This window comes from Marinobacter maritimus (assembly GCF_007671675.1).
Lineage (GTDB): Bacteria > Pseudomonadota > Gammaproteobacteria > Pseudomonadales > Oleiphilaceae > Marinobacter > Marinobacter maritimus.
Map to the genome: position 1 here is coordinate 94170 of NZ_VCGW01000003.1, position 16248 is coordinate 110417.

Annotated in this window: 16 protein-coding genes; 9 read left to right on the forward strand and 7 right to left on the reverse strand. The window is 55.4% G+C overall.

Going from position 1 to position 16248, the window contains the following annotated elements; all coding sequences use genetic code 11:
* Positions 1-50: 50 nt before the first annotated feature.
* Positions 51-203 (reverse strand): hypothetical protein, encoded by a 153-nt coding sequence (locus FFI90_RS12630; protein ID WP_186318002.1) that lies wholly within the window; start codon positions 201-203, stop codon positions 51-53.
* 219 nt (positions 204-422) lie between these two features.
* Between FFI90_RS12630 and FFI90_RS12635 the strand changes: the two genes are divergently transcribed.
* On the forward strand, positions 423-1475 hold the full coding sequence (locus FFI90_RS12635) for a lipid A deacylase LpxR family protein (RefSeq protein WP_144778435.1): 1053 nt from the start codon (positions 423-425) through the stop codon (positions 1473-1475).
* Here FFI90_RS12635 and FFI90_RS12640 read toward each other — a convergent pair.
* Positions 1453-2886 carry a patatin-like phospholipase family protein gene (locus FFI90_RS12640; RefSeq protein WP_144778436.1) on the reverse strand — a complete coding sequence of 478 codons (1434 nt, stop codon included), beginning with the start codon at positions 2884-2886 and terminating at the stop codon, positions 1453-1455. The two genes, FFI90_RS12635 and FFI90_RS12640, sit on opposite strands and share 23 nt — an antisense overlap.
* Positions 2887-3147: 261 nt before the next feature.
* Between FFI90_RS12640 and FFI90_RS12645 the strand changes: the two genes are divergently transcribed.
* Entirely contained in the window at positions 3148-4083 is a 936-nt protein-coding gene (locus FFI90_RS12645; RefSeq protein ID WP_144778437.1) for a YeeE/YedE thiosulfate transporter family protein, read from the forward strand.
* 162 nt (positions 4084-4245) lie between these two features.
* Here FFI90_RS12645 and FFI90_RS12650 read toward each other — a convergent pair whose 3' ends face one another.
* Positions 4246-5607: a DsbA family protein gene (locus tag FFI90_RS12650; RefSeq protein ID WP_144778438.1), complete on the reverse strand. Its 1362-nt coding sequence runs from the start codon at positions 5605-5607 to the stop codon at positions 4246-4248.
* Between the two features lie 155 nt (positions 5608-5762).
* Here FFI90_RS12650 and FFI90_RS12655 point away from each other — a divergent pair, with 155 nt between their 5' ends.
* The 4 genes from FFI90_RS12655 (at position 5763) to FFI90_RS12670 (ending at position 9937) form a co-directional block, all read left to right on the forward strand.
* Entirely contained in the window at positions 5763-8138 is a 2376-nt protein-coding gene (locus FFI90_RS12655; RefSeq protein ID WP_144778439.1) for an amylase, read from the forward strand.
* 81 nt (positions 8139-8219) lie between these two features.
* Entirely contained in the window at positions 8220-8567 is a 348-nt protein-coding gene (locus FFI90_RS20145) for a hypothetical protein (RefSeq protein WP_186317983.1), read from the forward strand.
* Positions 8568-8655: 88 nt separating this feature from the next.
* Entirely contained in the window at positions 8656-9219 is a 564-nt protein-coding gene (locus FFI90_RS12665; protein ID WP_144778440.1) for a DinB family protein, read from the forward strand.
* A 49-nt stretch (positions 9220-9268) separates the two neighbouring features.
* A complete protein-coding gene (locus FFI90_RS12670) occupies positions 9269-9937 on the forward strand; it encodes a c-type cytochrome (RefSeq protein WP_144778441.1) in 669 nt (222 codons plus the stop codon).
* 89 nt (positions 9938-10026) lie between these two features.
* Here the strand turns inward: FFI90_RS12670 and FFI90_RS12675 are convergent, their stop codons facing one another.
* On the reverse strand, positions 10027-10782 hold the full coding sequence (locus FFI90_RS12675) for a YiiX/YebB-like N1pC/P60 family cysteine hydrolase (protein ID WP_144778442.1): 756 nt from the start codon (positions 10780-10782) through the stop codon (positions 10027-10029).
* 86 nt (positions 10783-10868) lie between these two features.
* On the reverse strand, positions 10869-11279 hold the full coding sequence (locus FFI90_RS12680; protein WP_144778443.1) for a hypothetical protein: 411 nt from the start codon (positions 11277-11279) through the stop codon (positions 10869-10871).
* A gap of 100 nt (positions 11280-11379) precedes the next feature.
* On the opposite strand from FFI90_RS12680, the gene nrtS reads away from it, so the two are divergent.
* On the forward strand, positions 11380-11742 hold the full coding sequence (nrtS, locus tag FFI90_RS12685) for a nitrate/nitrite transporter NrtS (RefSeq protein WP_246123564.1): 363 nt from the start codon (positions 11380-11382) through the stop codon (positions 11740-11742).
* A gap of 53 nt (positions 11743-11795) precedes the next feature.
* Here the strand turns inward: nrtS and FFI90_RS12690 are convergent, their stop codons facing one another.
* Both FFI90_RS12690 and FFI90_RS12695 read right to left on the reverse strand, forming a co-directional pair.
* Complete coding sequence (locus FFI90_RS12690; RefSeq protein WP_144778444.1) at positions 11796-12056, reverse strand: zf-HC2 domain-containing protein; 261 nt, start codon at positions 12054-12056, stop codon at positions 11796-11798.
* Complete coding sequence (locus FFI90_RS12695) at positions 12050-12670, reverse strand: RNA polymerase sigma factor (protein WP_144778445.1); 621 nt, start codon at positions 12668-12670, stop codon at positions 12050-12052. The genes FFI90_RS12690 and FFI90_RS12695 overlap by 7 nt, the downstream gene beginning before the upstream one ends.
* A 188-nt stretch (positions 12671-12858) precedes the next feature.
* Here FFI90_RS12695 and FFI90_RS12700 point away from each other — a divergent pair, with 188 nt between their 5' ends.
* Entirely contained in the window at positions 12859-15054 is a 2196-nt protein-coding gene (locus FFI90_RS12700) for an FAD-dependent oxidoreductase (protein ID WP_144778446.1), read from the forward strand.
* 80 nt (positions 15055-15134) lie between these two features.
* Positions 15135-16106: a radical SAM protein gene (locus tag FFI90_RS12705; RefSeq protein WP_144778447.1), complete on the forward strand. Its 972-nt coding sequence runs from the start codon at positions 15135-15137 to the stop codon at positions 16104-16106.
* Positions 16107-16248 lie beyond the last annotated feature (142 nt).

Sequence of the window (16248 nt, forward strand, 5' to 3'; positions counted from 1 at the left end):
AACCTCAGGAGCCCTGAGGTTCGTCCGGGTTTTGAGGCAAGGCTAACCGCTTAGCGATGCGACACCTGGCTTCCACCCTCTTGGATATCGAAGCTGGAGGGATTATTTCCGCGTTCGATATCTTCTGCGCTTATTCCTTCTGCGTGTGCGACCGCCCCCAAGGTAAAGGCGAAAAGGGCGGTTATCAGTGTTAGAGTTTTCATGATGCTGTTCTCCATCTTTGGTAAGGAGGCCACGCTCGTGCTGCTGAAGGTTCAGTCAACGTCCTGAGGTGTGGCTTTCACGCTATGGACACACGAGCGGTCAAAGGATTACAGATTTTCTGCATGCTGAGGTTTCTGGAGCGTCTGATTTTCGATGTAACAATCAGAGACGTTTGGTGGTCCTTTGAAAGAACGATTTAAAGGGTGAGGAAAAGCACCATGGCAAAAGCACAGCTCTTTAAAGGCGTGAAACGTTGTTCCAGACTACTCCCCTCGGGGCTGATGATTTGCGCTGCACTACTGGCGGAAAACGCCAAAGCTGATAAAACAATCAGGCTTGAACTTTCCAACGACGTTATCCTGAGTTCCGACAATCAGTTCACCAATGGCACATCGGTCATCATCTCGTCTGAACCTGTCAGCTCGCTGGATAGAACCGGGGGTACGCCAGCGTTTGGAAAGGCTCTGTTGGCCAGAGCCATTCCTGATAAGCCAGGGCTGAATTATCGTGAAAGTTGGGTGTTGGGTCAGAATATGCAGACCCCGGCGGACATTGAACACCCGGCGCTCATTGAAAATGATGTTCCTTACGTCGGGTTTCTGGGCTGGGGTAACAGCTTCTACGGCTTCGATGACACGTATTTCTTTGGTGCCCAGTGGCTGTTTGGCTGGGTCGGCGAACCGGCTTTGGCCGAGCAGTCCCAGAAGGCGGTGCATAAAGCGATCGGCGGTGACGATCCTGAAGGCTGGAACAACCAGCTCGATTTCGAGCCCATACTGAATGGGTATCTGAGTGCCAAGCGTCGCCTGTACCGCAATGCCTGGTTTGATGTTGCCCTGTCGGGAGATTTTGCAGTGGGTAACTTTTTTACCTTTGCGCAGCCAGGTCTGGAGTTCCGGTTTGGGAATCGTCCGCAGGGATTCCACTTTATTCCGGACCCGATAGGCCGCGGAATGGATTACGACGCGAACATTTTGCCCACTGGCGGCAGCTGGTTGTATGCCTCGGTCACGTTGAGGGCAACCTATTTTGCCTGGGCACTGCCGCGCGAGGGTAACCTTTTGGTAGACAATGAATGGACAGACAGGAATAGGGTCAGCATCAAGCGCAGCGTTGGTCAAACTATCCTGGGTTTGCACTGGATAGGGCCGCGTTTTGGCGCTCACTTGAGCCTCTGGCTGTCCACGGATACGGTCGACGACCGAAACTTGCCAGCAAGCGAAGACCCGAGAAACAGCTTTGGCTCTTTTATGGCGGAGTATCGGTTTTAGTACCGCCCGATGTGCCGGGCAGCGTTTTCGTGTCAATGAGAAACTGTTGAAACGGCTCTGATTGGCGCAGAAGCTCCCCGCCAAGTTCAATCAGGGCGTCGACGTCATCTGCAGTTAGTGCTGCCGTGGGAAGTGCATTGTAGTGGGCCCGCCTGGCAGGATCTCCCACCTGATTGAATGTCAGGGTTGAAAAGTAGACGTTAACAAGTGGCTTGCCGGATGGGCGGGTGAGGTTGAGGCTCTCGCCCCATGCCAGGAATTCCCGGCGCGCCTGGGAAATGTTTTCCGTGGTTAGTGTATTGAACGCCGCATCAAAGGAGGCCGCAAGGGTTTCGATTGTTCCCGGTTCCGCGCCGGATGCCGCCCAGGGGTAGGATGAATAAACCTGGGCATTGACCAGAACGACGAGGACTTTCTCAACGCTCTCGAGGGCGCGGCGGTTAAAAGCACCGGTCATTTGTTGGACGTCGCCACGATGGGCAACCGGGCTCATCATGGATCCTCGTACTCCTATGTTGTCCGTAATGCCCCCGTCGGCCAGGCTCAGATACGGCATCTGCGCCGGATCAAGGTAGCGTGACAGCCCTTGGGCGACGGCAAATTTCCTTGATAGCAGGTTGCGGTTATTCAGTGCCTCGGTAACCCATAATTTGTTCCTTGTTTCACAACCAGGGTAGTTACGGAGCCTCATGGACGCGAACGCGGGTGGTACGGTCGAAGAGGCCATAACGGCGTTGGCAACGGGATAGTTACTCAAGTCAGAGCAGAGAAAATCAAACTGTTGCTGTATGAAGGAGAACGTCAGCGCATTGTTCAAATCTGTGGCATTGATAATCACAAATGGAAGCGGCCCAACCGACAGATCGGCAAAGGTTTTGTCATCAAAAACCTGTTTGCCCAGAAACTCTGCCATCAGATCCGAGCGGTTGAAATCAGAAGAAATCAGCTGGGCCATGTTGTACGGGTTCGCCAGCATCCAGCCATAAGTACGCGGCCAGTTACGGCGTAGAAAACGTTCCTCGAAATCTTCAAACAGTCGATCGCCGAAAAGGCCGTAGTAAGCTGCAGTATAACTACCGCCCGAAACGGCGGAAATCACATCAACCTGGTCAAGTAATCGCGTGGGCTGGTTGTCAATCACCAGTTGCTCATTTCGAAGTGCATTCAGAACACCATAGGAAAGCGCTGCGGCCCGGGTTCCGCCTCCGGAAAAGGCAAGTACAACAAACAACCGTTCGTCGTTGGCGGGCAGTCGCGACTGGAAGTCATAGTGGTCAGCAACGGACGTGCCGCCCAGCTCGGTATTGAGTGTGCCCGTCGAGCAGCCACCCAGCAGTAGCATGAGTATCACCAGAATACCGAGGGGCGGTAATGGGATAGGACAGCGATTCTCACGAAAGAAAAACGTCATTTCATGGCCTGTGCTGTAACAATTGGCACTGCTTGGTAGTCCATTAAAAGTAGACCATCTTAACGGGCAAGGAAAAACACTATGACGAGATCCAAAGTCGAGTCTGCAAACTCCCAAGGCCAGAATCTTGCCGGCTTACTGGAGTTGCCGGGCTATTTTCCATTCGCCGGTTAATCAGGTTGTGGATATGCTCGTGACCTGGCCCAGCCGGTATCTCTAACGTTACGGAGTTAATCTGGCATTCGGGGGTACAGGGCTCTCATGATTTCAATCGCAATCACATTGACCATTGCGGCGGTGATTGGCTATACCGCTCAGGTAACCGGCCTCTGTATGGTCCGGGGTGTCAGTGACTGGACACGGGGCCGGCGGTTGCGCTTGACGGCCATTCTTATGGCCGGATTCTGGATCTACCTGTTTACCCCGCTAATCGCGTATTACAACCATTCCTTTCTGGCGGTCTACGCCTTTCACTGGTCTATTCCCCTGGGTGGCTTCATGTTCGGGATTGGGGCTGCAATTAACGGCGCCTGCTCCATTTCCACGGCCACGCGCCTTGCCAGCGGGGATCTGCGCATGGTGTTGACCATGCTGGGCTGGTTGGTCGGGTGGGTATTGCTGATCATCGCCGGTGTGGAGCCAGCCCTGCGCAGTACGCCATATCAGGCCGGGCTTTTGCCCTGGTTAGCCATGAGCGCCCTGATGCTGGTTTCAATACTGGTTTACTGGAGGTTCCATGATCGCTGGCGCCTGTGGAGCGGTATTATGTTGGTCGGTATTTTTGCCGGGGCGCTGTTCCTGTACGAGCCGGCCTGGTCGCCCAGTGATTTTGTCCGGGACTCAGGGCTGAATCTGATGGCTGGTACTTTGCCATTCCCGTCGCTATCCAGGGTGTTGATTCTGCTTGCCATGTTGCTGGGCATGACAGCCGGGGCCTGGCGTTTCCGGCGTTTCCGCTGGGTGTTGCCCGCCATCGGCGAAACGGGCAAACACCTTGGCAGCGGTCTTCTGATGGGGGTCGGTTCGGCCCTTGCGCTTGGGGGGAACGATTTCCAGTTGTTGCTGGCTTTGCCCGCATTATCCCCGGCCAGCCTCTCCGCCCTTGCAGGCATGCTGGCAGGGATCTGGTCCGGACAGCGCTTGACCGCACACCGAAGGCGCGGCCATTCCACCCCCGGGGGCGATGCCCGATCTTAACGTTATCGCCATGTTGGCCAGTCAGATGGGTGGCCAACATGGGAATGATGGCGGCGGTCGCGGGAGGGTAAAAAACCGGGACTGATTCTGTAACAATTTACAGGTTCGCCTGTCAGTAGGTCATGAGATACAGAACGACTTACCTTAATTGCCGCGCTGGCCCTATGTAACCTTTGCGTTGTTGGTCGGGTCGCAAACCCCTTGGGTGGAGCTGGTCTCCACCCTTTTTTTGATTGCCTCCTCGATTATCCAGAGCCTGTCCTGACCCCAACAGCTGAAGGTTCCATAGCGGAAACTCGGAACGCCCCAAAGCCCGCAGTCATACATTGCCTTACGGTTTACTTCCGCCCATTCACGCCAACTCTGATCATTTAACAGAGTCTCTGCCTTCTGCCATTCCAATCCAGCGCGCTCTACGATGACTTTCAGGCCCGCATCGGTTTCCGAGCGGATACCTTCGGCATTGACGGCTCGGGCGTAGCTAACCATGTATTCGATTTCAAGGCCCTGGGAGCGGGCGTATTCAAACAGGGCATAGCACCTTTCCACGCCAGGCCCGAGAGGGTCAGCGACAAAGCCATAAGGAATGCCCAGCTTGTCGGCTTCCCTTTTTGTGTCGTGGAAGATGTACCACTTCTTGGCATCGGGTACCGATTGCCCGCGCATCACCATGGGGAGCACCGGCCTCAGTTGCAGAGGTATATTCCATGCCTTCGCCAGCAGGATTGCCCGTTCCAGGCCGAGGTAGGAGTAAGGGCTGCGAATGGAAAAGAACACATCCAGAGGTGTCTCGGCGGCCGGATGGCCATCGGGTAATCTGGTGGCGGTATTTGTTAAATCAGCCCAAGTGCGCGTAAAGGTTATCGCCCTTGAGGCGTCCCGATTCAGCCCCTGATCCGTGAAGCTTCGCTCAAGATGGTCCAGCCGGTCTACGCCCCAGATCCACTCACCAAGGTACCAAATCATGCTGCCCTGATAATGGCCGAGCCGCCGGAGCATTTTTTCATTCTCGAGCAGGGTTTGATTATGAAGATCTGTAGGTTCCGGACCTGGCTCGCTTTGGGAATCGGAACTCCAGAGATCCGTCAATATGCGGGCAGCGGTATTGAGTCCGTCGTTGGCTTGTTCGGCCTGAAGCAGACGGGCGGTGGCGGCCTTGAGTTCGGTTTCCGAGAGTGGCGTTGGCCGGTCAGGCGGCGTGAGGTTATACAGTTTGGCGATCAGGGTGGCGTCCTGTTGAGCCCACGGGCCCCAAAGCGCCGGCTCGGGGAACATTTCTTCATCCAGTTGCCAAACGGTATGGAGCCGGATGCGCACCCCAAAGTGCTCCTGCAATTGGACAAGTGCCTGCAACAAGGGTAGCCCGAAAGGGTCTCGAGGATTCACGAACACCCGAACAAGGTCGCTCTCGCCCCGCAGCCTTGCCCGAGCTTTGTGCATGGATCGTTGCAGAGCATGTCGGTACGGACTGGAAAATGCGCGGGCGAACCAGGGCATAAGATCCGCTTTGACCGGGCGACGCATAGGAGGAGTCTCTTTATTTGTTATTGATTGATCAGAAAGTTCCTTACGTACTGTAACAGTTGCACTTCTCATGTGTCTCTACCCGTGAAACGCGAATAATCAATGCCTTGGAAGGTACCGAGGCAGTGAGTAACCGGAACGGAGAGCGCGACAAGATGACTCGGCACTATTGGATGGGTGGCAACAGGTCCTACGAGGAAGACCGCTTTTTTGACGAATCCCTCGACAAATCCCTGTGGCAACAGGCAGAGACCTCCGAGCAATGGCATGCCTGCTGGTATACCGGCATGCCAGATCCGGAGTTTTTCAGCCAGGTTGGGCCGGAACGAAAAATTAATCATATTCCCGGCAACAATGCCCTCACGGTGAAAAGCCGCCTGTACCGCAGCCTCATGGACCTGCGGGAACGCGTGGAACGGCAGGAGAAAGGCGGCGGACACCTGACCGATCGCCTGGCTTTCGTGCCTGGGGTTTTCTCCATGCCCGAGGATTATCACGACTTCCAGCAGGCGGCACTTGGCAACCCGGGCAAACGCTGGATTCTCAAGCCCAAGAATGCCGCCCGCGGAAAAGGTGTCCAATTGGTGGGTGACCCGGCGGACGTGCCCATGGAGTCCTCCTGGATGGTTCAGGAGTACCTTGAAAACCCCCATACCATGCATGGTCGAAAATACGTGCTGCGCCTGTATGTGCTGGTGTCTTCTGTTTCGCCCTTCAGGGTTTACCTTTACCGCCAGGGGTTTGCCAAGCTGGCGTCAGCGCCTTACGACGAAGAAAACGCAAATAATCCGTACAGTTACCTGACCAATCCTGATGTCAACGCTCTGAACCTTGAGGCCGAGGTGCCGGTGGAATTCGTGGATTTCGAGCGCTACCGGGCCTGGTTGCGGGAGCAGGGCCATGACGACGAGGCGCTGTTCGCCAAAATTGAGGATATGGTTGCCCTGACCTGCCTGGCAGCCCTGGAGCCCATGCGTGAGCGCTCACGAGTCATTGGCGCCGACACCCGGGGCTGTTATGAACTTATGGGCATTGACTGCCTCGTCGACGACAACCTTAAGCCCTGGATCCTGGAGTGTAACCTCAGCCCGTCTCTGGGAGTCTGCGCCGGCCCTGAGAGTGGCGGCGACATTGAGGAAGGCATCAAAGGCGCGCTGATAGGGGATATGGTTGAAATGCTTGGCCTTAACCGGCCTGCTGGTGCCGATTCTGCCGGTTCCATGGCGGAGCGACTGGTTCGGGAAACCCAGGCCGAAATAGCCAACAGTGGTGGCTTCAAAAACCTGATACCGGGGTCGGATCCCACGGTATACCTGCCGTTTATGGCCCTGCCTCGGCTGGCGGACTGGGTGGTTGCCCAAGCGCTCTCCGACCGTCCGGTGAAACAGCCCCGTCTTGAACGGTGGATGTCCGAGGAGACCTTCAGTGAAGACCAGGTCTATGTCTACGACACCCGGCTGGGCCACCTGAGTAGCCTGAACGAGACCGCCTCACTGATCTGGTTGATGGCCACAGAAGGTGCCGGGCCGGATGACATTGCGTCGACGCTGGTAGATTCCGCTTTCAAAAGTATGCCTGTGGCCCCGGACGCCTGGGCTATCCGCAACGATGTATGGAATACGCTGGCTGACTGGGTTAACAACCGTTTTCTGGTGCAATCTGAGAATCACCCGGCTGAACCGGTTGCGCTGGAATCTGTCCAGCCGCCATTCCCGGAGACGTCCGCCATGATGTCGATGGTGCTGGCCTGCGGTCGCTTCCGGGCCCGGTTCTTCACCGACAGTGCAGCGTTGGTCAATCGGATTGAAAATCTGTTGCAGCCGATGGCGGTTTCCGACGAGGCGGGAAAAGACTCGCTGCCCCGGCTCGAAATTGTCCGGGATACGCCGGGCTTCACGTTGATTCTCGATGGTCAGGTGCTCCACCCACGGTTGCCGCTTTCGGCTGTCGCGCCCGCGCTTGCACACTGCCTGGCAACGCACGCCGCCAAACATGCTGACATCGCTATAGACGCCGGCCTGGTTGCCGGCCCCGATCAGGCTGGCCCGATGTATATGGTCAGCCATAGTGAGCCAACCCTGCGTGACGCGCTCACCCTTGCTCTGTCTACCCACTGGCGTGCTGATTATGGTCGCGGGGCACTTCTGAAAGCCTCCGGAGACGATCACATTGAAGGGCTGGGTTTGCCCCTGCAGGCCCCCGACCAAGAGGGAATGCTCCTACCGGCAATGGCGGGTATGACGGGCAACTCCGCCCAGGTACTTGCGGTGCTTGTTCCCACGAAAGAGCCACTCGAGGACGAAAGCGGTGTACAGGCCATGACCGTAAATGAGGCACTCAGACACCTCATTGCCAACTGCTGTTCCGAAGACGGGCGGCCACTGGATACCGGTGGCTTCACCAGACTTGCAGGTTGGCTGGAAGGCTGCGAACGCTATCTGGTTGATATGAATAATCCGGAGGCCGCTGCTGCGGCACTGTCCGGGCGGTGTTCTATGAGAGCACCGCAAAAGGCATCCGGGAGCCGTTGAGTACAAATATTCTTCGATTCCGGGTATTGGGAGGCCAGGCATACAACCTGGCAATAACGTGAAAAGCAAAGGGGACGCATCATGTCCAGAGAAACGCAGAAACAGAGATTGCTCGGCAAGCTTGCCCGGGGCATGGCCTACACGGGCCCCGTGTTTGCAGTCGTTATAGGCGCCTCGGCGTTCAACGTCTCAGCCGCCGATGTTACAGCGGAGCCAGGCTACCTGATGCTTGCCGCAGGAGAGGCGGAAGCCGAGGGTGAAGCCAAGAAGAAGGGCTATGGAGAAGGTGAAGCCGAAGGCAAAGGTGAAGCCAAAGGAGAAGGTGAAGGAGAAGCTGAAGGCAAAACCAAGAAGAAAGGCCATGACAAGGATGACGCCAAGGGAGAGGGCGAAGGGGAAGGCGAGGCCGAGGGAAAAGCCAAAGGCTGAGATGTTGATCGATGTGGGCATGAGTAACGCTTGTGTCCACTCGGTCGCTTTCAGTGCTTAAAAGAACAACAGGAAACGGATGAATACCATGACACAGCCAGTTTCAGATAAGCGTCGGGACGTGAGCGACATTGTGGAAGAAAATGCCCATGCCATCGGGCAACTCGTCGACCTGTTGCAAGCGTTGCCCGGGAACCTGTACCGGCAAAGCTTTGGTCACAGGAAACAGCATGTGATTGGCAAGCACGTTCGTCACATCATCGATCACTACAGCGCCCTGTTGTCGGCCACTGATTGCCCCGGGGCATTGCTTGATTATGAAAACCGGAACCGTGATCTGTCACTGGAAACAGACCGACGGACCGGAGGGCGTCGTCTGTCAGTCATCTTGCGGGAATTGCGCAACCGGTTTGGAACAGAGCATTGCAATGAACTTGCGATGCTGCACAACAGTGATGGCCAGCGGCAAGTGGTATCCACCAGTGTCGATCGTGAACTGGTTTTTCTCGCTAGCCACACCATTCATCACATGGCCATTATTGGAATGCTTGCTGAGCAGGCAGGTGTAGAAGTTAGTGCTGAATTCGGAGTCCATCCGTCGACCTTGCGCTACCTGGAAAGCCAGGTGTCGGGCATGGCCAGAAGTGCCTGAGACCTTGTGTACCCTGAATAAGGGAAAAATACGACTGGAGGTTGTTGATATGTCCACAAATAAAAACCGAAAAGAACTCTTACGCAAACTGTCCCGAAATCTCATGGTGACTCTTCCCATGATGACGGTGGTGACTGTAGCGGGTTTCAGCACGGGTTCCGGCTCTTTTCTGGAGCTGATTCCATCCGCCGAAGCGGCGCAGGGTGAGGCTGAAGGTGAAGCAAAAGGTGAAGCAGAGGGAGAAGCCAAAGCTGAGGCAGAAGGCTCCGCCAGAGGAGAAGGCGAAGCAGAGGGCCGCGCCGAAGGTGAGGCCGAGGGCGAAGCAGAAGGCGAGGCCAAGGGAGAAGGTGTATCGGCCAGTCTCAAGAAAGCGGTTCGTCGGCCTGAAGGTTACACACCCTACCAGGGCAATGTGGCCGAACTGAGAGCCAAGGGTGAGAAGCTGTTCAACGACACCAGCCTGTCCTCCAACGGCCTTGCGTGTGCCACTTGCCATACAAATGGCATGCTCTACAACCCTACCTTCAAAAAAGAGTACCCGCATTTCGTGGCTATGGGCCAGCGTGACTTTGGCATGGACATGGTGCACCTGGATGAAATGGTTCAGATTTGCATGGTGGCGCCGATGGCAGCGGAGCCTCTGGAATGGGGGTCCGAGGAGTTGGCGGCACTGACCGAGTACACACGAATGGAGCAAAAGAAGTTCATCGACAAGTAATTACGTTGGTTTGCATTAGTGAGGTTGTTGTCGACCTTGGGTGGGGCCAGAACCCCCACCCTTTTTTATTGACCCGCAACCGGGGCAGGTTAAAGATTTGCCCAGTTGATGGCTCTGAAATCGAAGCTGTTTTCCAGTGTTGGTTTGATAATCCGGAAATACGGAGATGCATCAAAATCTCGCGGCGTGAACAAGGATGTTTGCCGGATACGGTAATGCTCGCGAATACAGCCCCTGCAGCTCGGGTCGTCTGAAGGTATCGTGTCGATGGTCGGAAGTATCGGATAGCGCAGGCGCTGAAAACCCTCGGCAATAAACGTGGAACAGATCGCTCGTGTGGGATCGCCGCTTCCAAGCGACAGTAATTTGTGCCGGTGCCGGGCAGGCACCGGCGGTGTCTGGATAAGATAGCGCGCCAGATCAAACACATTCTTCATGTCGTACTGGTTCCCCAGCCGGCTCAGTGCGTAATCGGTGAGCATACGCATGTTATCGTCATCCAGCCCTACAGGGCGGCAGATACGGGTATGGCTATTTCGATAATAGGAGAGCGGCAAGGGGCGAATACCGAACTCCAGATCCGCCTCGATCAGCGTGTGAGGCTCGCCATCACACGATGTTCCCAAACCTGAATTCGGCCCGAGGTAAAGCGCCGCATGAGACCAGGTTGACTGGGTCAGGTACTTTATCGCGACGCTGACGCGTGTATTACCTTCTACAAGCAGGACGTCTCCGGGCCTGAGTGCCTTTTCCAGCGCTTCATAGGTTGAAGTCGGCACGGAATGCTGCGCTACCTGTTTGGAAAGATAGGCAGCCAGGCGCCTCGACAGCCAGTTCAGAAACATGCAGTACCCCGGTCGTAAATCTGTTTATATTGATAACACAGACAGACAATCGGGGCACCTGTTACACAAGCCGCCAATGCATGGTGCTAGGCAAGGGCGGGAGACGGCTGCCGTGAAAGCGTAAGGGTATCGTAGTCCCGCAGCAGGAATAAGGCGGCACAGGCGGCCAGCATTGGCCAGGCAGCAAAAAATACGAGGTTGTCGAAAGGTTGGAGGTATTTGCTGAATGACGCGAGGGTGGAAACCCCGTGGAACACCAGAATGGCGCCGTAGGTCCAGGTTTTAAAGAGCCCTGCGACGAAGGCGAGAATCAGTGCCAGTTGGGCGACACCAATTGCATAAAAAGCGCTTTCTCCAAGACTTCCTAGCCCATAGAACGCGGTAAAGACTTTGGCCGCGTGTTCGGGTTGCACCAGTTTGTCCAGGGTCCAGAACAGAAATACAATAAAAACGCCGAGTCTGAGCAACAGCAGGGCAAGGGGTAACTGTTTGGGCATTCCTTTCTCCTTTGTGGTTTTTGAACGATCGCTCCAATGACAGGGATGGTCGTACAGAGTTCCACCCAAGAGATCAATTTTGTAACAGCCAGACACGGCTATGTCTGGCAGAACGCCAAATATTGTTGAGGTGTTGATGTCTTTTATCGGGATTTTGCGTAAGCAAGCTCGCCATTGCAGCGAAGCCGGTGTACTTGCCATAAGCGATGGCACGCCCCGGCGTGCCGCAAAGTTGGCGGCGGTGGTAGGTACCCTGCTGGTGGTGATTAATCAGTGGGAAGCGGTCACCGGAGCGGGTTCAATGGACTGGCTGAAGGTTGCGCTAACCTATTGCGTGCCCTACCTCGTCTCGACCTATACCAGTGTAAGCAAGGACATGCACTTACTACGGGAAGCCGAAATGGCAAGACAGAGTGTGCACGAAGAAGCTCAAAAGACCCAGGTTCGGCAAGGCACGTTGTAAAAAATTCGCTGAACGGGTGCCTGACAACCCCGTGAGCGCCAGGTTTTATTCTGTTATTCGCGAACGCCGCCCTCGGATTTCCTGGCTCCGAGGGCTTCGGCCACCCGTTCATCGATTTTGCGAATCAGCTCCTCATTTTCCTGTCCGGATGAATGCACCTTTAAAAGATCGGTACTCGCGCGCAGATTGCCGATAAAAGTCCGGCAATGTCTGCACATCATCAAATGCATTTTCACGGACAGGTTCTGTCGACCGGTCAGCTCGTCATCGATGTAGTCACTGGCAATTTCGGCCAGATCCTTGCACATTAGCATTCGCCCGTCTCCTGGAAGGTTTCCACCATGAGAAAGATTTTTTGCCTCCCACGGTGTAGAAGTACACGGAGGTTAGAGGCGCTCACATCAAGAATGTTACACACATCTTCAGATTTGTGCTGGTGAGCTTCATAAAGCATCAGGGCAGAACGCTGGGTTTCCGGCAAGTTGGAAAGGTGTTTATCCAGGCAATCGCTGAGGGCATCGTTTTCCATCAGCGTATCTGCAGATTCGTGAAATTGCAGCTTGGGCGGCACACCCCAGCGGCCGTTGGAATTGAAGCGGCTGGCCAATTCCGGATCCAGGGTCTCGGAAAAATCGGTTGCCACCTCCCGGTTACTGGTGCGGAGCCTGTTTTTGCAGCGGTTGGCGACGATGCGATGCAGCCAGGTTTTCAGGCCGGATCTGCCCTCAAACTTGTGGATGGCATCAATGACTGTCACCCAACAGTCCTGAACAATTTCTTCCGCGCTGGACGGGTCCAGATAGAAGCGCGCAACGGCCAGCATGCCCGGCGAATACTCCCGCACCGCAGTCTTGTAGGCGGTCGCGTCGCCTTGCCTCAGGTTGTCGATCAATGACGCTTCAATTTCCGGATGAACCGATGTGCTCATGGGTTTCCGTTCCTGGTAAGTCTGAGTTGGCTTGTCGTCTCTATATAGTGTTTCAGAACCGTAAAAAGTTCCGACATTCTTTAGTGATTGCTCAAAAACTTTAGTTCATGGAAGATGTAACATCCAGTCGGTGATCGTGTCTTAGCGATAACAACGTATTGGTTTATACACTTTTAATAGGCATGAATATGAATCGCAGCAAGCTTCTCCTTATTATTTTTATCGTCGCGATTGTGGGTATTTTCCTCGGTTTCGACGGGCATAAACTTCTCACACTGGAAAATCTGCAGGGACATCAAGGCGCTCTGGCGGAATGGATAGATCAGAACCTTCTGCTGGCGGTTACTGGTTATGCTGCGATTTATGTGGTTGTAACCGCCTTGTCTTTACCAGGTGCGACGATCATGACTCTGGCTGGCGGCGCCTTTTTCGGCAACCTCTATGGTCTGGCTGCGGTTTCCATTGCTTCAACCTTGGGTGCGTCCCTGGCATTTCTGGTCGCCCGGTTCCTGATGCGTGACACGCTGCGCAAGCGATACGCTGAAACCGTGGCGAAGATGGACCGGGGGATTTCAAAGGATGGCGCTTTTTATCTGGCCACCCTGCGATTGGTGCCGGTTTTTCCCTTTTTCCTGATCAACCTAGCCATGGGCCTCACCGCCATGAAGCTGCGCACCTATGCGCTTGTAAGTTGGGTCGCCATGCTGCCGGGCACGTTTGTCTACGTGAACGCCGGCACCCAGCTGGGGCAAATCGAGTCTACCGCTGACATCGTCTCGGCTGATTTGCTGCTTTCCTTCGCGTTGCTGGGTCTTTTCCCGCTTATTGCCAAGTTTGTCGTCGGTTTCATCCGTCGTCGTAAAGTCTATGCGGGCTGGCAGAAACCTGAGCACTTTGACTACAACCTGCTGGTGATTGGTGGCGGCTCTGCCGGCCTTGTTTCCGCTTACATTGCTGCCGCGGTGAAGGCCAAGGTGGCGCTGATTGAAAAGCATAAGATGGGCGGCGACTGCCTGAATACCGGCTGCGTGCCCTCGAAAGCTCTGATTCGCAGTGCCAAGGCAGCCGATACGCTGCGCCATGCCAACCGCTATGGGCTGGAATCGGTGCCGGTGAAAGGCTCCTTCAAGAACATCATGAACCGGGTGAAAGAAGTGATTGCCAAGGTAGAGCCCCATGATTCCCCGGAGCGTTTCCGCAAACTGGGTGTGGACTGCATCTCTGGCGAGGCGAGCTTCGTATCTCCCTGGGAACTGGAGGTACGGCACAACGATGGTCACACCGAACGCCTGACGGCGCGAAGCATTATTGTTGCCACGGGTGGCAAGCCGGCTGTTCCGCCCATTCCTGGTTTGGAAGACATGCAGCCCCTAACCTCCGAGAACCTGTGGGAGCTGCAGGAGCAACCGGAGCGTTTGTTGGTGCTCGGCGGTGGCCCCATCGGCTCTGAGCTGGCACACGCCTTCGCCCGGTTGGGTAGCAAGGTGATTCAGGTCGAGCGTGACGACCGTCTGTTGGCAAAAGAAGACGAAGATGTTGCCGCATTGATTCTGGAGCAGTTTGAGGCTGACGGTATCGACGTACGGCTGCGACATTCTGCGGCTGAGTTTTGCATTGAGGACGGTGAAAAAGTTGCTTACTGCGATCACGGCGGTGAGCGGGTGCGCATTCCCTTCGATCAGGTTCTGGTGGCTGTTGGCCGTGCGGCAAACACCACGGGCTTGAACCTGGAGCGTATCGGCGTGGACACCCAGCCCAATGGCACTATTCCGGTTGAAGACGATATGAGTGTTCGTTACCCCAACGTGTTTGCGTGCGGTGATGTGGCCGGCCCCTATCAGTTTACCCATGCCGCTGCGCATCAGGCCTGGTATGCGGCTGTGAACGGTCTGTTTGGTCAGTTCAAGCGCTTCCGGGTGGATTACCGGGTAATGCCCTGGGTAACGTTCACCTCGCCGGAGGTGGCGCGGGTCGGGCTCAGTGAAGCAGAGGCCCGGGAACAGGGCGTCGCTTATGAAGTCACCCGGTATGGCCTGGACGATCTGGACCGAGCCATCGCCGAGAGTGAGGATTATGGCTTTATAAAAGTCCTCACGCCGCCGGGCAAGGACAAGATTCTTGGTGCGGTTGTTGTCGGCTCGCACGCGGGTGAAATCCTCGCGGAATTCACGCTCGCAATGAAGCATGGCTTGGGCTTGAACAAGATTCTGGGCACCATTCACCCATACCCGACCTGGAACGAGTCGGCTAAGTACGCGGCTGGTGAGTGGAAGCGAGCCCATGCGCCTGAAGGCATTCTGAAATTGTTGGAGAAGCTGCATGGCTGGCGCCGGGGTAAAGGCCAAACTCGCCAACAGAAACGTAAAGAAATAACTGCGGGCTGAAAAAAGTTGGGCGATGGCGGAAACAAAACCGCATCGCCCGTGTCCGAGCACCCTTATTCTTGAACCATCGAGGAGCAACTATGCCCCTGATCGAAACCCGACCGGCCCGCAGCAAACGTATTCCGGCTGTGGAAGTGCTGGAGTCCAGAGCCTTCGACAGCTGGACTCATACCCGTAATGGCGATCCCCGGGGTTACATTGACGCAAACAAGCTGAAAGAGCTGTGGATCCACACAGGCACTGCCTGCAATTTGGCCTGTCCTTTCTGCCTGGAAGGCAGCCATCCCGGAGATGGGCGTATTCCCGGCATGAAGTTGAGCGATGTGAAGCCGTTTATTCACGAAGCCATGGATATGGGTGTGGAGCAGTTTTCTTTCACCGGCGGCGAGCCGTTCGTGATTCGCGATTTTGTGAACATTCTGGATTACGCCAGCAAGTATCGCCCCTGCTTTGTGCTGACCAACGCCACCGAGCCGTTGCTCAAACGTCGGCATCAGGTGTTGCCGTTGCTGGATAACCCCTATCCGATTCACTTCCGCGTTAGCCTGGATTTCCCTGACCGCGCCCGCCATGACAAGGATCGCGGTGAGGGAAGCTTTGACCAGGCGCTGGAGGGCATTCACTGGCTGGTTGAACAGGGCTTCAAGGTGTCTATTGCACGCCAGACGGATGTCGATGAGGTGGCTTCGGAGGTTGAGTCTGCTTTTCGTGGGATATTTCGTGAATGGCAGATTCCGGAAAACCTGGCGTTTACGGCCTTCCCGGATTTGGGCACCCCGGGTTCGGAGGACGGCAGTCCGGAGATTACCGAGAACTGTATGGAGAAGTATCCGAGCATCGATAGTCGTGCGCATTTTATGTGTGCCTATACGCGGATGCTGGTGAAGAAGGGCGATTCGGTGCGGGTTTATGCTTGCACGCTGGTGGATGATGATCCTCAGTATGATTTGGGTGGGTCGCTGGCCCAGAGCATGGATGAGCGCATTATGTTGCGGCATCACCGGTGTTTTTCCTGTTACCGGTATGGGGCTAGTTGTTCGGCGCCTGGTTAGTTTTTTTAAGGCTGGTTGTTGGGAGTTGGCGGCATGGGGGATGTGTATTTATTTTCTTGGAAAAACAACTCGCTGCGCTCAGACATTTTTTCCGGCGAAACTAAATACACATCCCCCATGCCGCGGCTTGCTCAGTGCGGGC

Coding starts and splice junctions, on each gene's coding strand:
- FFI90_RS12630 (WP_186318002.1), bottom strand. CDS start 203: ATGAAAACTCTAACACTGATAACCGCCCTTTTCGCCTTTACCTTGGGG.
- FFI90_RS12635 (WP_144778435.1), top strand. CDS start 423: ATGGCAAAAGCACAGCTCTTTAAAGGCGTGAAACGTTGTTCCAGACTA.
- FFI90_RS12640 (WP_144778436.1), bottom strand. CDS start 2,886: ATGACGTTTTTCTTTCGTGAGAATCGCTGTCCTATCCCATTACCGCCC.
- FFI90_RS12645 (WP_144778437.1), top strand. CDS start 3,148: ATGATTTCAATCGCAATCACATTGACCATTGCGGCGGTGATTGGCTAT.
- FFI90_RS12650 (WP_144778438.1), bottom strand. CDS start 5,607: ATGCGTCGCCCGGTCAAAGCGGATCTTATGCCCTGGTTCGCCCGCGCA.
- FFI90_RS12655 (WP_144778439.1), top strand. CDS start 5,763: ATGACTCGGCACTATTGGATGGGTGGCAACAGGTCCTACGAGGAAGAC.
- FFI90_RS20145 (WP_186317983.1), top strand. CDS start 8,220: ATGTCCAGAGAAACGCAGAAACAGAGATTGCTCGGCAAGCTTGCCCGG.
- FFI90_RS12665 (WP_144778440.1), top strand. CDS start 8,656: ATGACACAGCCAGTTTCAGATAAGCGTCGGGACGTGAGCGACATTGTG.
- FFI90_RS12670 (WP_144778441.1), top strand. CDS start 9,269: ATGTCCACAAATAAAAACCGAAAAGAACTCTTACGCAAACTGTCCCGA.
- FFI90_RS12675 (WP_144778442.1), bottom strand. CDS start 10,782: ATGTTTCTGAACTGGCTGTCGAGGCGCCTGGCTGCCTATCTTTCCAAA.
- FFI90_RS12680 (WP_144778443.1), bottom strand. CDS start 11,279: ATGCCCAAACAGTTACCCCTTGCCCTGCTGTTGCTCAGACTCGGCGTT.
- nrtS (WP_246123564.1), top strand. CDS start 11,380: ATGTCTGGCAGAACGCCAAATATTGTTGAGGTGTTGATGTCTTTTATC.
- FFI90_RS12690 (WP_144778444.1), bottom strand. CDS start 12,056: ATGCTAATGTGCAAGGATCTGGCCGAAATTGCCAGTGACTACATCGAT.
- FFI90_RS12695 (WP_144778445.1), bottom strand. CDS start 12,670: ATGAGCACATCGGTTCATCCGGAAATTGAAGCGTCATTGATCGACAAC.
- FFI90_RS12700 (WP_144778446.1), top strand. CDS start 12,859: ATGAATCGCAGCAAGCTTCTCCTTATTATTTTTATCGTCGCGATTGTG.
- FFI90_RS12705 (WP_144778447.1), top strand. CDS start 15,135: ATGCCCCTGATCGAAACCCGACCGGCCCGCAGCAAACGTATTCCGGCT.